The 13,798-nt window shown below is 58.5% G+C and carries 9 protein-coding genes; 8 read left to right on the forward strand and 1 reads right to left on the reverse strand.

The window, feature by feature from the left end:
- The first annotated feature begins 450 nt into the window (after nucleotides 1-450).
- The 5 genes from ACIPIN_RS15685 (at nucleotide 451) to ACIPIN_RS15705 (ending at nucleotide 9,484) form a co-directional block, all read left to right on the forward strand.
- A complete protein-coding gene (locus tag ACIPIN_RS15685) occupies nucleotides 451-2,244 on the forward strand; it encodes a DUF1302 domain-containing protein (RefSeq protein WP_401120021.1) in 1,794 nt (597 codons plus the stop codon).
- A 22-nt stretch (nucleotides 2,245-2,266) separates the two neighbouring features.
- The gene (locus ACIPIN_RS15690; protein ID WP_401120022.1) at nucleotides 2,267-3,634 is read left to right on the forward strand and encodes a DUF1329 domain-containing protein; all 1,368 of its coding nucleotides are present in this window, start codon (nucleotides 2,267-2,269) and stop codon (nucleotides 3,632-3,634) included.
- A gap of 140 nt (nucleotides 3,635-3,774) precedes the next feature.
- On the forward strand, nucleotides 3,775-6,330 hold the full coding sequence (locus ACIPIN_RS15695; protein ID WP_401120024.1) for a LuxR C-terminal-related transcriptional regulator: 2,556 nt from the start codon (nucleotides 3,775-3,777) through the stop codon (nucleotides 6,328-6,330).
- Between the two features lie 242 nt (nucleotides 6,331-6,572).
- A complete protein-coding gene (locus tag ACIPIN_RS15700; protein ID WP_401120025.1) occupies nucleotides 6,573-6,932 on the forward strand; it encodes a hypothetical protein in 360 nt (119 codons plus the stop codon).
- A gap of 77 nt (nucleotides 6,933-7,009) precedes the next feature.
- Complete coding sequence (locus ACIPIN_RS15705; RefSeq protein ID WP_401120027.1) at nucleotides 7,010-9,484, forward strand: dermonecrotic toxin domain-containing protein; 2,475 nt, start codon at nucleotides 7,010-7,012, stop codon at nucleotides 9,482-9,484.
- Nucleotides 9,485-9,509: 25 nt separating this feature from the next.
- Here the strand turns inward: ACIPIN_RS15705 and ACIPIN_RS15710 are convergent, their stop codons facing one another.
- Entirely contained in the window at nucleotides 9,510-10,316 is an 807-nt protein-coding gene (locus ACIPIN_RS15710; protein WP_401120029.1) for an IclR family transcriptional regulator, read from the reverse strand.
- 165 nt (nucleotides 10,317-10,481) lie between these two features.
- Here ACIPIN_RS15710 and hmgA point away from each other — a divergent pair, with 165 nt between their 5' ends.
- The 3 genes from hmgA to maiA are packed head-to-tail and all read left to right on the forward strand — an operon-like array spanning nucleotide 10,482 to nucleotide 13,745.
- Nucleotides 10,482-11,786, forward strand: coding sequence for a homogentisate 1,2-dioxygenase (gene hmgA, locus ACIPIN_RS15715; RefSeq protein ID WP_401120031.1), 1,305 nt, complete (start codon nucleotides 10,482-10,484; stop codon nucleotides 11,784-11,786).
- A 3-nt stretch (nucleotides 11,787-11,789) separates the two neighbouring features.
- A complete protein-coding gene (gene fahA / locus ACIPIN_RS15720) occupies nucleotides 11,790-13,094 on the forward strand; it encodes a fumarylacetoacetase (RefSeq protein WP_401120032.1) in 1,305 nt (434 codons plus the stop codon).
- Nucleotides 13,095-13,106: 12 nt separating this feature from the next.
- Nucleotides 13,107-13,745: a maleylacetoacetate isomerase gene (maiA, locus tag ACIPIN_RS15725; RefSeq protein ID WP_401120034.1), complete on the forward strand. Its 639-nt coding sequence runs from the start codon at nucleotides 13,107-13,109 to the stop codon at nucleotides 13,743-13,745.
- Nucleotides 13,746-13,798 lie beyond the last annotated feature (53 nt).

A 13,798-nucleotide genomic window follows, 5' to 3' on the forward strand; every position in this document is an offset into this window, starting at 1 on the left:
GCTGCAAACGCAGCGGCCAAGGTAAGACGTTGGATCAAGGAGCTACAAATCAACGTCAGTGACACGGGACGATGAGCTGAAAAGGTTTCAACTCATCTGGATTCTGTCGCTAATGAGGCGGGAGGGACACACCTCGGTACTTCGTGCTTTCGGGCCCATTGCCCTGAACGCCAAGCAAGAATAAGTACTTATCCCCAAAGGAAAAATAGCGATTCGGGACAATGACTGTTACAGCCTCGACAACAGTCGCTGCTACGGGATCTGCGTTTGCTCCGCGTCATGCGCGTGACTGATAACCCTCTATCCAGCCCATCCATGCCCGGTGCAAAGCCCCGGCCCAGGCGGGTATTCATCCTTTGGAGGTACAGCGCGAATACCTCCTTGGTGCGCTTATCGCTCCTGACCCGCGGCAGTAGGGTGAGGCCTTCTGTCACTCACCGGGGAAGACGCATGACAAAAATAACAATGCGCGCCATCTTCACGCCGCAGGCGCTCGCCGTCGCGGTTGCCTTGGGTTGCTGTGCCCAGGCGCAGGCTGTTGATTTCAACATCGGGGAAATCGAGGGCACGTTCGACTCTTCGCTGTCGATCGGCGCGAGCTGGGGCATGCGCGATGCCGACAAGTCGCTGGTGGGCATCGTCAACGGCGGCACTGGCCAGTCATCGACCGGTGACGACGGGCGTTTGAACTTCAAGAAAGGACAAGCCTATTCGGAAATCTTCAAGGGCATCCATGATCTCGAATTGAAATACGGCGATAGCGGCGTCTTCGTGCGGGGTAAATACTGGTATGACTTCGCGCTGCAAAACCGCGACCTGGAGTTCAAGAACGTCAGTAACGACGACCGCAAGGAAGGCGCCAAATCCTCCGGTGGGGAGATTCTCGATGCCTTCGTCTATCACAACTACTCCATCGCCGACCTGCCGGGCACTGTACGTGCCGGTAAGCAGGTGGTCAGTTGGGGGGAAAGTACCTTCATCGGCAACTCGATCAACAGCATCAACCCGATCGACGTCTCAGCGTTCCGCCGTCCGGGGGCGGAAATCAAAGAAGGCCTGATTCCGGTCAATATGCTGTTTGCTTCTCAAGGGCTGACCGATCAGCTGACGGTGGAAGGTTTCTACCAGTTGCAGTGGGACGAGACCGTTCTGGATAACTGCGGCACCTTCTTCGGCGTCGACGTGGCGGCTGAAGGCTGCACCAAGGGTTACACCGTCGGCAGCCCGCTGATTGCACCGTTGCAGCCGATTGCAGCAGCTTTTGGCCAGGGTTTCGAAGTCAGCCGCGAAGGGGTGATCGTTCAGCGTGCCAGCGACCGCGATGCCCGTAATTCCGGGCAGTGGGGTACGGCGCTGCGCTGGCTGGGCGACGATACCGAGTACGGCCTGTACTTCATGAACTACCACAGTCGCACGCCGACCGTCGGCACCATCACCGCTGGCCGCTCGACGCTGTCGGCGCTCCCCGGGATTGTCGGCACCGCCAACGCGATTGCTCCGGGAACCGGCTCTGCACTGGCGCAAAGCGTGATGCTCGGACGCGGCCAGTACTTCCTCGAATACCCGGAAGACATTCGCCTGTACGGCGCGAGCTTCGCGACCACCTTGCCCACAGGCACTGCGTGGACCGGGGAAATCAGTTATCGGCCGAACGCTCCGATACAGGTCAACACCAATGACCTGACGCTGGCGCTGCTCAACCCGATTGCCGGCGGTGTCGCGTCGCCGATCAAGACTACGCCGGGCGCGGATAACAGCGGCTATCGGCGCAAGGAGGTGACTCAGGTGCAAAGCACCCTGACGCACTTCTTCGACCAGGTACTCGGCGCGGAGCGCTTGACCGTTGTAGGTGAGGCGGCGGTGGTGCGGGTCGGTGGTCTGGAGCCGCGCAGCAAACTGCGTTACGGCCGGGACTCGGTCTACGGCCAGTACGGCTTCGGCGGCGACACCGGCGGTTTTGTTACCTCAATGTCCTGGGGTTACCGCGCGCGGGCGATCCTCGATTACGCCAACGTGATCGGCGGGATCAACCTCAAGCCGAACCTCTCCTGGTCGCATGACGTCAGCGGTTACGGCCCCAACGGTTTGTTCAACCAAGGTGCCAAGGCCGTGAGCCTTGGCGTCGATGCCGACTACCGCAATACCTACACCGCGAGCCTCAGTTACACCGACTTCTTCGGTGGCAAATACAACACCTTGACTGACCGCGACTTCCTCGCTCTGAGCGTCGGCGTGAACTTCTGATTTGTCTGAGAAGGATGATTTTATGCGCAAGATGATTCTGCAATGCGGTGCACTGGCCCTGAGCTTGCTGGCAGCCAACGTGATGGCGGCGGTCTCGCCCGATGAAGCGGCAAAACTGGGCACCAGCCTGACGCCGCTGGGTGCCGAGAAGGCCGGGAACGCCGACGGTTCGATTCCGGCCTGGACCGGCGGCATTCCGAAAAACGCCGGTGCGGTGGACAGCAAAGGCTTTTTGGCGGACCCGTTCGCCAGTGAAAAACCACTGTTCATCATCACCGCGGCCACGGTCGACAAATACAAGGACAAACTCTCGGACGGTCAGGTGGCGATGTTCAAACGCTACCCGGACACCTACAAGATCCCGGTCTACCCGACCCACCGCACAGTGGCTGTGCCGCCGGACATCTACGAGTCGGCCAAGCTCAGCGCGCTGAACGTTACCACCATCAATGACGGTAACGGTTTGGCCAATTTCACCGGTAACCGTTACTACGCCTTCCCGATTCCGAAGAACGGCGTCGAGGTGTTGTGGAACCATATCACCCGTTATCACGGCGGTAACCTCAAACGCATCATCACTCAGGTGACTCCGCAGACCAACGGCGCCTACACGCCGATTCGCTTCGAGGAAGAGATCGCCGTACCGCACCTGATCAAGGATATTGATCCGGATAAAGCCGCCAACGTGCTGACTTTCTTCAAGCAGTCGGTGACCGCGCCGGCACGTTTGGCCGGTAACGTCCTGCTGGTCCACGAAACCCTCGATCAGGTGAAGGAGCCGCGTCTGGCGTGGATCTACAATGCCGGACAACGTCGCGTACGCCGTGCTCCGCAAGTGGCCTACGACGGGCCGGGTACCGCCGCCGACGGTCTGCGGACCTCGGATAACTTCGACATGTTTTCCGGTGCGCCGGACCGCTATGACTGGAAGCTGATCGGCAAGAAGGAAATGTACATTCCGTACAACAGCTACAAACTCGATTCACCGAGCCTGAAGTACGACGATGTGATCAAGGCCGGGCACATCAACCAGGACCTGACGCGCTATGAGCTGCACCGGGTCTGGGAAATTGTCGGCACGGTCAAACCGAGCGAGCGGCACATTTACGCCAAACGCCACATGTTCCTCGACGAAGACAGCTGGCAAGTGGCGCTGGTGGACCACTACGACGGTCGCGGCCAACTCTGGCGCGTGGCCGAGGGGCATGCCCAGTACTACTACGATCATCAGACACCGGCTTACACGCTGGAAGCGCTCTACGACATCATTGCCGGCCGTTACATTGCCCTGGGAATGAAGAACGAAGAGAAGCACAGCTTCGAGTTCGGATTCGACGCCAAGGCGGCCGACTACACCCCGGCAGCCTTGCGCGCAGAGGGCGTTCGGTAAGGGTTTTGACACATCGACCGAGTAAAGGGTGACCTGCGGGTCACCTTTTTTATGGGCGCCAATCAGCGCCCTGAATGTTTCTCAACAAGGCGCCGGGAGAGGGTTAGGGTTGCTCCACAATTATAAAAAGGCACGCCGCAATGACCGCCATGACTCAGTGTCTGGACCGTCCAGGATTCCTGCCCCGTTTGTCTTCCCAGCACCTGCCACGCGAGCGTCTGACGCAACCGTTACTGGCATCGGCTGCGCGGGTGAAATTGCTCTGCGCTCCCGCTGGCAGCGGAAAAAGCGCACTGTTCGCCGAGTGCCTGTTGCAGGCGCCACCGCAGTGCACGGTTCATTGGTTGCCCTTGAACGGCGCGCTGCAAAGCCGCGCTGAATTCTGTCGGACGTTGGCACAGGCGTTAGGAATTACGGTACAAGACGAGCCGAGTCTGTTGGCGTATCTGGCGCGCCTGCAGGCACCCACCTGGTTATTTATCGATGACTATTGCCGTGTTCCGGCACCAGAGCTCGACGCGTTGCTTGATCGCGTACTGGCCGTCAGCAGCCCGGCCCTGACGTGGTGGCTGGGCGGGCGTCGACGTCCGCATTGCAACTGGCCGCGGTTGTTGCTTGATGACGATTTGTACGAGTGCGCAAGCGTTGAGCTCGCGTTCAACCGTGAAGAAATCCAGCAATTGATCGTCCAACTCCCTCACCTGATGTGCGCAAACGCGAGCGAGCGGATTTTTCAGCGCAGCGGTGGCTGGTGCGCCAGCGTGCGGGTGGCCTTGCTCGATGGCAACGGGAGCAGTGCCACTGAACTCAAGCAAGGGCGTTCGGCGACCTTGCTCAATTACCTGGATCACGAGCTGTTCAGCGTTCTGTCACCGGAGCTTTCCGAAGCCTGGCGAGTGCTCGCTCATCTGCCGCGATTCAACGTCGGGCTCTGCGAGCATCTGTTCGGCGCGGGCGAGGGTGGCCAATGGTTGCGAACCTTGCAGGAAATGGGCTGCTTCATCGAGCCCTGGGAAGACTCGGCAGACTGGCTGCAGGTGTTCCCGCCGCTGGCCAAGCTGGTACGCGATGATGAATGGGAGGCCGGTCGCTCGTGGCATCGTCGGGCCTGTCAGTGGTTCATCGCACAGCAAGACTGGCAAGTGGCGTTCGAGCAGGCGCTATTGGCCGAGGAGTTTGAGGTCGCGGTCAGCCTGTTGCAGCATTTCAGCTTCGAGCATTTGTTCCAGCATCAGAATGTGCCGTTGCTGCTGCGTCTGCATGAACAGCAAGGTGCCGATTTGATGTTTGGCAGCCCGCAGTTGGTCGGGTTGATCACGGCTGCATTGTTGTTCGTCGGACGCTTCGAGCAAGCGGGTGTCTGCATCGAGCAAATGGCCCGATTCGCGCCGCAACCAACGGCGACTTCGCAGCGTCAACTGGTGGCGCGCTGGCAGGCGCAGCAAGGTTGGTTGTTGCACTTGCAAGGGCATATGGAACCTGCCCGTGAGCATTTTCTCGATGCGTTGACCGAGCTTTCAGCCGTGGCCTGGCCGGCACGCTTGCTGTGTTTGTCCGGGTTGACTCAGCAAGCCTTGCTCAAGAGTGAACTCGACGTGGCTCAGGCGTTCAATCGCCAGGCGCTGTGTCTGGCGCGGGCGCAAGGGGCGCTGCTGTTCGAGGGCTTGCTGGAACTCGATCACGCGCAATTGCTGGAGCAGCGCGGTGCACCTCATCGCGCCGAAAGCCTGTTGTGCAGTATCAATGAGTTGCTTTGCGAGCAAGCCAGACATGCCACGCCACTGCTGGGACGGATTGCCCTGCGTCGGGGGCGATTGGCTCTGTGTCAGGGGCATGACGGGCAAGCTGCCGAGTTTTTCGAGTCAGGGCTTCAAATGTGTTTGTGCAGTCAGGACAAGCGCGTGTTGTACGGTTTTCTGGGACTGGCCCAAGTGGCCGCCAATCAGGGCGATTACGCTCAGGCCTTCGTCCGTTTGCGAGACGCAGAGCGAATGATGCAGCGCCAGCACATTCCCGATACCGTTTATCGCGGTGTCCTGCTGCAAGTCAGCAGTCATTTCTGGTTGCAGCAGAGCCGCCCGGAGTTGGCCCATGAAGCCCTGACACGGGTGCTGCGCCACTATCACGGACCCGACGCGCGTCAGGCGCCGCCGGCGACGCTGGAGCTGATCCCGGGTCTGGAATATCTGTTGATACTGGCCGAGGTTTATCTGGGGCAGACGCAAGCCCCTTTGGCCCGACTCGAAGCCCAATTGCAGTGGGCCCGACAGCGGGGGATGTCGGGGCTGCAAGCGCAAGTGCATCTGGTGATGGCCGAAGTTGCCTGGTTGACGGGCAATCCGTTGTCTGCCCGGCAGTCGTTGCAGGAAGGCTTGGCACTGGTCGAGCGCTGCAACTTGCAACAGGCGTTGCGAGATGTGTTGTTGCGTCAGCCACGGTTATTGGATGCTCTCGAGCTTGTCGAGTCGGGCAGTAGTCCGCTGGCGCCGGCCCTTACGCACAGCCCGTTGAGTCAACGTGAAATAGAAGTGCTCAAGTTAGTGGCCCAAGGTAACTCGAATCAGCAAATCGCCGATCAGTTGTTCATATCGTTACATACGGTAAAAACCCATGCGCGTCGGATAAATGGGAAGTTGGGCGTGGAGCGCAGAACTCAGGCGGTGGCCAAGGCGAAAGTGTTGGGGGTTGTTATTTGAAGTGTGGGTTGGCACGGTCTTGTTGTGGTTGTTTACGAATGCATACACGTTGTAGGGTGTACTTTGGTAGTGGGGGTGTTTATAAAGGTGTGAGTCGGTCCGGCTAATTTGAATTTATCTTGTCGAGTGTGTTGATCGACTTACTTCGTTATGAATGTTGAGAAATTAAATTTCTTTGGCCGCACTATCGTTTAGTCCTGCCGAAACAAATAACTGTTTCGGGTAGGCGTTGAGGAACTATTATGAGTGATCATTATTATTACAGAAATGAGCCGCGTGTCGAAGCGCTGCGTAAAGGGCATATCGCACACGCGGTACGGGTACTGCTGGGTGAGCGTTTGGCCCCACTCGGGCTTGACCCGGAAAAGACCTACATAAGTGCGGTTGATAGTCTGATTACGATGAACGTGACCTATTCGGTCAGCCTGTTCGAGGAGGCGCTGCAAAAGGTCCAGGAGAACTATCTGCCAAATTATGACACTAGCAGCGTAAATATTTTCGCTGTGCCCTATTCGTTCGAAGGCGAGCATCGCATCAAGAGTCTCGAGCTGTTGGTGTTTGAGAGGATGCTCATGAATATTGTGAAAGTATTGAACGATTGATTCGAATGGCTAATCGGCTGTCGCGCTGAGTCGATCTAATAATTTGCTGATCTGTAGCGTGCCAAAAGGAATAGTGCATGAGTGTTAATATTTTAACGAAAGTTATGGGCGATAAGGTTCAGGAAGAATTTTTACGCCCGTCGAAACGAGCAATGATTGAGCAGCTTCACCTGATCCCGGATTGGCTGCAACGCGCCAGTGAAGAGGATCGTCAGTATTACCTGGACACTGAACAGTCCCTGACAAAAAAAGAGCAAGCGCTGGATATACTGTTGAGGGAAATGAAATCCCTCAAGGATTTCGTGAATTTCCATGTCCGGGAGATTGTCAGAACTGAAACCGACGAACTTATCGACCCGGATCAGGTTTTCGTCAACGCTCGCCATACATTCTACGTGGGACAGCAAAAGGTTATTCAATGTAATCGCCTGACCCTGTCCGAGTTTGTGCTCAACGGTGCCTATGATGCGGCCACTGTTCCACTGGAGATCACCCTTGAAGGTGAAACACTGCCGGCGGGCTTGACCAGGCAATTTCTCTTGGAGGATCTGAGAGACACTAGTCTTCGTTCGGCATATGCCATTCTTTTTGAAGAAAAATACCGTAATGAAGCGGTGCTGCAAGCCCTGCAATCTGTGTTGGAAAGTCGCACGGCACTAAGTGCGTTCAGCGCAAAACTGCAGGGGCATATCAGCGACGAGAGCCTCAAGATTGTCGATCGGGCTAGCCAGAATGCAGAAAACTATTCGCTGGGAGCTCTTTCGTTCGAAGGCTGGAAACATGCCTTCCAGGGGATGATTGTCTATTGCGGGCCGGAAGGTGAAGGCGGTACTTGCGTCCTCTATGCGCCGGAAGCCCCCGGGGGCAGGATCTGGTACGAATTTGCAAGCATCAGGCAATTGAATTTTCACCTGTTTGAGTGGACGACTCAGCCAGTGGGACGCAGCTATCTGAGTCGACAATCTCACGCCAGTGAGCGAGGGCTCACCGATGCGTACATGAGGCGTGTTCTGGAGCTGCCGAGTCAGTGGCGCGGCATCCAGCGCAGCCCTTGGCCGTCGGTCGGTGCCGGTGTATTACGTCAAGGTGTGTTGCTCAATGTCGGTTGGCTTCGGGGCGAAATGGAGGCGGTCATTCCCGCCGGTTATCGCTCGGCCTCGTCCTACCAACGGCAGTATTTCGCCCGGTTGAACACTGAGCTTAAAGCATTGACACGGCTTGCCACCCGCGAGGCGGCGCTGATCAGCTACGAGAGGTTTGCGTTCAACCTCATTAAACGGAAGGTTGAAGATGTTCTGGCGGAAAACGGTGTAACCATCGCCGTGAACCCTGATCTGATGACGGTGGAGCTGGACGAGTCGCAAGAGATGACCTTGTCTCAACTCATCATCAAGGAGCATCACATTACGGAGGACAGCGGGCCGATACATAACCCGGGAATCTATCCAAGGCTCCGTTTGTCAGATGGCCATCCAGCCATTTCCGATCAGTTGATGTCCGACGTGTTGATGCAATACATCGTGGGCTGGTCGAAGACGTTGCGTCCGGGCGAAAAATATATCGACATGCTGTCCGCGGACTATCTGGATGAAAATGCGCCTGGCTACGCGCTGAAACGCGATGTGTATGTAAACGTGCAACTGCACGAAATGCAGCGCGCCGCGTTAGCGGAATTCTTCAGCGGCAGACTGACCAGGCAACAAAGTGGGGATATCGAAAGGGCCATTGATCGGTTGCGCGAGCCGGAGCCCTCCGATCGGTGGGACTACGAAGAGCCTGAATCTCCTCAACGCAACGGTGTGTACACGTTTCATCTGGAAGGCCGCAGGATTGAGGGCGTTTATGTTTTCCGCACGATGAACAAGGGTGTGGCCAAGGACTTGTTGTATACCCCTTATGCCCCGGATGACCGATGGTTTCGACCGCTGACCGAGTTCGCCAGGTCGGTGAAAGTGAAATGTTTAGGCAGTTATTACTGCAAGCGCGCCAAGTTCACCGACCAGCGGGTGGTCAACGCTTACATCGAACAGGTACAACGCAGCAGTGCCGACGTCGAACCGCCGCGACTGCAATTTGATAGCCGTGTGCGTGATTTTTCTCGCTCTTACACCAATATGATCGGCCAGATCATTGACGGTGTAGATGCCCAGACCACGAGTCTCATCGAGATTGTCGGCAAACTGGCCTACGACGCTGCAGTAGCAGCAGTCACCGTTGTAGGCTGTGTGTTCCCACCGATCGGTTTTGGGCTGAGCGCCGTGGTGATGGCAAAAGGCGTGTTTGATGGAGCCAGGGCTTATCACGAAGGTGATTATAAGGCGCTGTTTGCAAGCTACCTGGATTGCATGCTGGAACTGGCCACGATGCGCATCGGCAAGTTGGGGTTCTCGCCCGTGCAAAAGGCAATTGCCAAGCGGTTAGGCGATGCGAATACCTGCTTGAACGTTGTCTCCGCGTGCAGTGGAACAACAGTGGATCTGGCGGTGATGACCGCATTGATGAAGGAAGCGCTCGAGGAGCCTGAGTCCAGCGAGCAGACGCTGCTGGCGTAAACCCAGGCGTTCAGCGCCGAACGATTTAACCGATAGCGGTGGCGGGCTCATAGCCCATCCGCCAACTCACGGCCCGGGTCGCCGCCAGCAGTCGCTGCGCCGCCGGGCCGTTTTCGTCGGCGTGAAACAATGAGGTCGGGCCGACGATGGTCAGCACCGCCGCTACTTGGCCGACAGCGTTGAATACCGGTGCGGACAATGCGTCCACTCCCGGCATCAAGAGTCCATGCACATGATGCAAACCGCGTTCGCGGATCTGTTCACACAAGGTTGCGTAGGTCTGGTTATCAGCCAGCGGATGGGCAGCCGTTGCCTGCAATTCCAGTTCCCGTAACTCAACGGTTTCACGGTTCGGCAAATACGCGCTGAACACCAGGCCCGTGGACGAACTGAGCAGCGGCAGCACCGAGCCCAGTTGCGTTACCACCGTCACTGCCCGCACCGCCGGTTCGATATGCACCACGGTGGCGCCCTGGTTACCCCATACCGCGAGGAAACAGGTTTCGTTCAGATCGTCACGTAACTCGGCCAGTGGCAGGGCGGCGACTTTCAGCACGTCCATACTGTTTAAAGCGGCCAGGCCAACGCGCAAGGCTTCGCGGCCGAGGCCGTAATGGTTGGTGGCGGTGTTTTGTTCGGCAAACCCGCTGGCAATCAGCGCCTGCAAATAGCGGTGAACCTTGCTCGCCGGCATCTGCACGTGTTCGGCCAGGCGCGACAACGACGTCGACGGCGACAACTCGGCCAGGGCCTTGAGGATGTCGGTGCCGACCTCGGCCGAGCGGACTTTCTGTTTACCGTTGTCGGCTGTGCTGCTACGCGGCTTTTCCATGGAGGCGGTGTGATCCCGGGACGAATGGGCGTCTTTATAGCTTGACGGTCAATACCAATCAAATTACGTTAAGCGTAATCGAATTACGATAAAAATAACCCAGGCGTGCCGAGACTTCTGAAAGGGAGCCGTGGGCCACCGCCTACTCCCTGTTCAGGAGGCTCCATGAACCTTGATTCAACGGCGCCAGCGCTGGTTTACCAGTCAGGCTTCGGTAACGAATTCAGCAGTGAAGCGCTGCCCGGCGCACTGCCTGTCGGCCAGAACTCCCCGCAAAAAGCCCCTTACGGTCTCTACACCGAACTGTTCTCCGGTACTGCGTTCACCATGGCGCGCAGTGAAGCGCGACGCACCTGGATGTACCGCATTCAGCCGTCGGCCAATCACCCGGCATTCGTCAAGCTGGAACGGCAATTGGCCGGCGGTTCGCTGGGCGAAGTAACGCCCAATCGCCTGCGCTGGAACCCGTTGGACATTCCTGCCGAACCGACTGATTTCATCGACGGTCTGGTGCGCATGGCGGCTAACTCGGGTTCGGAAAAACCGGCCGGCATCAGCATTTATCACTACCGTGCCAATCGCTCGATGGAACGGGTGTTCTTCAACGCCGATGGCGAGTGGTTGCTGGTGCCAGAGTCGGGTCGGTTGCGCATCGCCACCGAACTCGGTGTGCTGGAGCTGGAGCCGCTGGAAATCGCCGTGCTGCCACGCGGTTTGAAGTTCCGCATCGAACTGCTCGACCCGCAAGCCCGTGGCTACCTGGCCGAGAACCATGGCGCGCCACTGCGTCTGCCGGACCTCGGGCCGATTGGCAGTAACGGTCTGGCCAATCCACGGGACTTCCTGACCCCGGTCGCGCAGTACGAAGACCTCAAGCAGCCGACCACCCTGGTGCAGAAATTCCTCGGTGAGTTGTGGGGTTGTGAGCTCGACCATTCGCCGCTGAACGTGGTCGCCTGGCACGGTAATAATGTGCCGTACAAATATGACCTGCGCCGCTTCAACACCATCGGTACGGTCAGCTTCGATCATCCGGATCCGTCGATCTTCACCGTGCTGACGTCGCCGACCAGCGTCCACGGTTTGGCCAACCTCGATTTCGTGATCTTCCCGCCGCGCTGGATGGTTGCCGAAAACACCTTCCGTCCACCGTGGTTCCACCGCAACCTGATGAACGAATTCATGGGCCTGATCCAGGGCACCTACGATGCCAAGGCCGAAGGTTTCCTGCCGGGCGGTGCGTCGCTGCACAGTTGCATGAGTGCCCATGGCCCGGACGGCGAAACCTGCACCAAGGCGATCAATGCCGAGCTTGCGCCAAGCAAAATCGACAACACCATGGCCTTCATGTTCGAGACCAGCCAGGTGTTGCGTCCAAGCCGCTTTGCCCTTGATTGCCCGCAACTGCAAAACAACTACGATGCTTGCTGGGCCTCGTTGCCTGCCACTTTCAATCCGAATCGGAGATAACCCATGACTCAGACCACCCCCACTCGTAGCTGGGTTGCCTCCGCCAACGGCCACGCCGACTTCCCGCTGCAAAACCTGCCGCTGGGTGTGTTCAGCACCCAGGGTTCGGCGCCGCGCAGCGGTGTGGCGATCGGCGAGCATATTTTCGATCTGCAAGCGGCGCTCGAAGCCGGTCTGTTTGACGGTGCTGCGCGCGCGGCAGTCGAAGCCACCCGTGGCGGTCAGTTGAATGCGTTCTTCGACCTCGGTCGTGGTGCCCGCGTGGCCCTGCGTGAGCGTCTGCTGGAACTGTTCGCTGAAGGCAGCACCCTGCACGGCAAGATCGAAGCCCAAGGCGCAAAACTGCTGCCATTGGCCGCCGATTGCCAGATGCACCTGCCGGCGAAGATCAACGACTACACCGACTTCTACGTCGGCATCGAGCACGCGCAGAACGTCGGCAAGCTGTTCCGTCCGGACAACCCCCTGCTGCCGAACTACAAGTACGTGCCGATCGGTTACCACGGCCGTGCGTCGACCATTCGCCCGTCCGGCACCGGCGTGCGTCGTCCGAAAGGCCAGACCCTGCCAGCCGGTCAGACCGAGCCAACGTTCGGCCCGTGTGCGCGTCTGGACTATGAGCTGGAACTGGGCATCTGGATCGGTCAGGGCAATGAGATGGGTGATTCAATTGCCATCGGCGACGCCGCCGAGCACATCGCCGGTTTCTGCCTGCTCAACGACTGGTCGGCGCGCGACATCCAGGCCTGGGAATACCAGCCACTGGGGCCATTCCTGTCGAAAAGCTTCATCACCAGCATCTCGCCATGGGTCGTCACCGCTGAAGCGCTGGAGCCGTTCCGCCGCGCCCAACCGGCGCGTCCCGAGGGCGATCCGCAGCCGCTGCCATACCTGTTCGACAAACGCGATCAGGCCGCTGGTGCCTTTGATATCGAACTGGAAGTGCTGCTGCTCACCGAAGCCATGCGCGAACAGAACCTGCCAGCCCATCGCCTGACGCTGAGCAACACCCAGCACATGTACTGGACCGTGGCACAACTGGTCGCGCACCACAGCGTCAACGGTTGCCAGTTGCAGGCCGGTGACCTGTTTGGTTCGGGCACCTTGTCGGGGCCGGAAAACGGTCAGTTCGGCAGCCTGCTGGAAATCACCGAAGGCGGTAAAAAGCCGATCGAACTGGCTTCGGGCGAGGTGCGCAAGTTCCTTGAAGACGGCGACGAAATCATCCTGCGCGCACGCTGCAACCGTGACGGTTTCGCCTCCATTGGTTTCGGCGAATGCCGTGGCAAAATCCTGCCAGCACGCTAAGAGGTTCAGGCTATGGAACTCTTTACCTACTATCGCTCGACGTCGTCCTTTCGGGTGCGCATTGCCCTGGCACTCAAAGGGCTGGATTACCAGGCGCAGCCGATCAATCTGATCGCGCCGCAGGGTGGCGAACACCAGCAACCGGCTTATCTGCAGATCAATCCGCAAGGCCGGGTGCCGGCCTTGCGCACCGATGAAGGCGAGTTGCTGATTCAGTCCCCGGCGATTATCGAGTACCTGGAAGAGCGTTACCCGCAGGTGCCGCTATTGTCCAAGGACCTGGCCAAACGCGCGCACGAGCGAGCGGTGGCGGCGTTGATCGGTTGCGACATTCATCCGCTGCACAACGTCAGCGTGCTCAATCAGCTGCGCCAACTCGGTCATGATGAGCCGCAGGTGGTGCAGTGGATCGGCCACTGGATCACTCAGGGGCTGGCGGCAGTCGAGCACTTGATTGGTGACGACGGTTACTGTTTCGGCAGCGCGCCGGGGTTGGCGGATGTCTACCTGATCCCGCAGCTGTATGCGGCCGAGCGCTTCAATATCTCCCTTGAGGCTTATCCGCGGATTCGCCGGGTGGCGGCGCTGGCGGCGCAGCATCCGGCCTTCCTCAAGGCGCATCCGGCGAATCAGCCCGATACCCCGAAGTAACGCCAAACCCTGTGGGAGCAAGCTTGCTCCCACAGGGTTTGCGCCTTATCCCG

This window comes from Pseudomonas sp. NPDC087697, from assembly GCF_044743155.1.
Taxonomy (GTDB): domain Bacteria; phylum Pseudomonadota; class Gammaproteobacteria; order Pseudomonadales; family Pseudomonadaceae; genus Aquipseudomonas.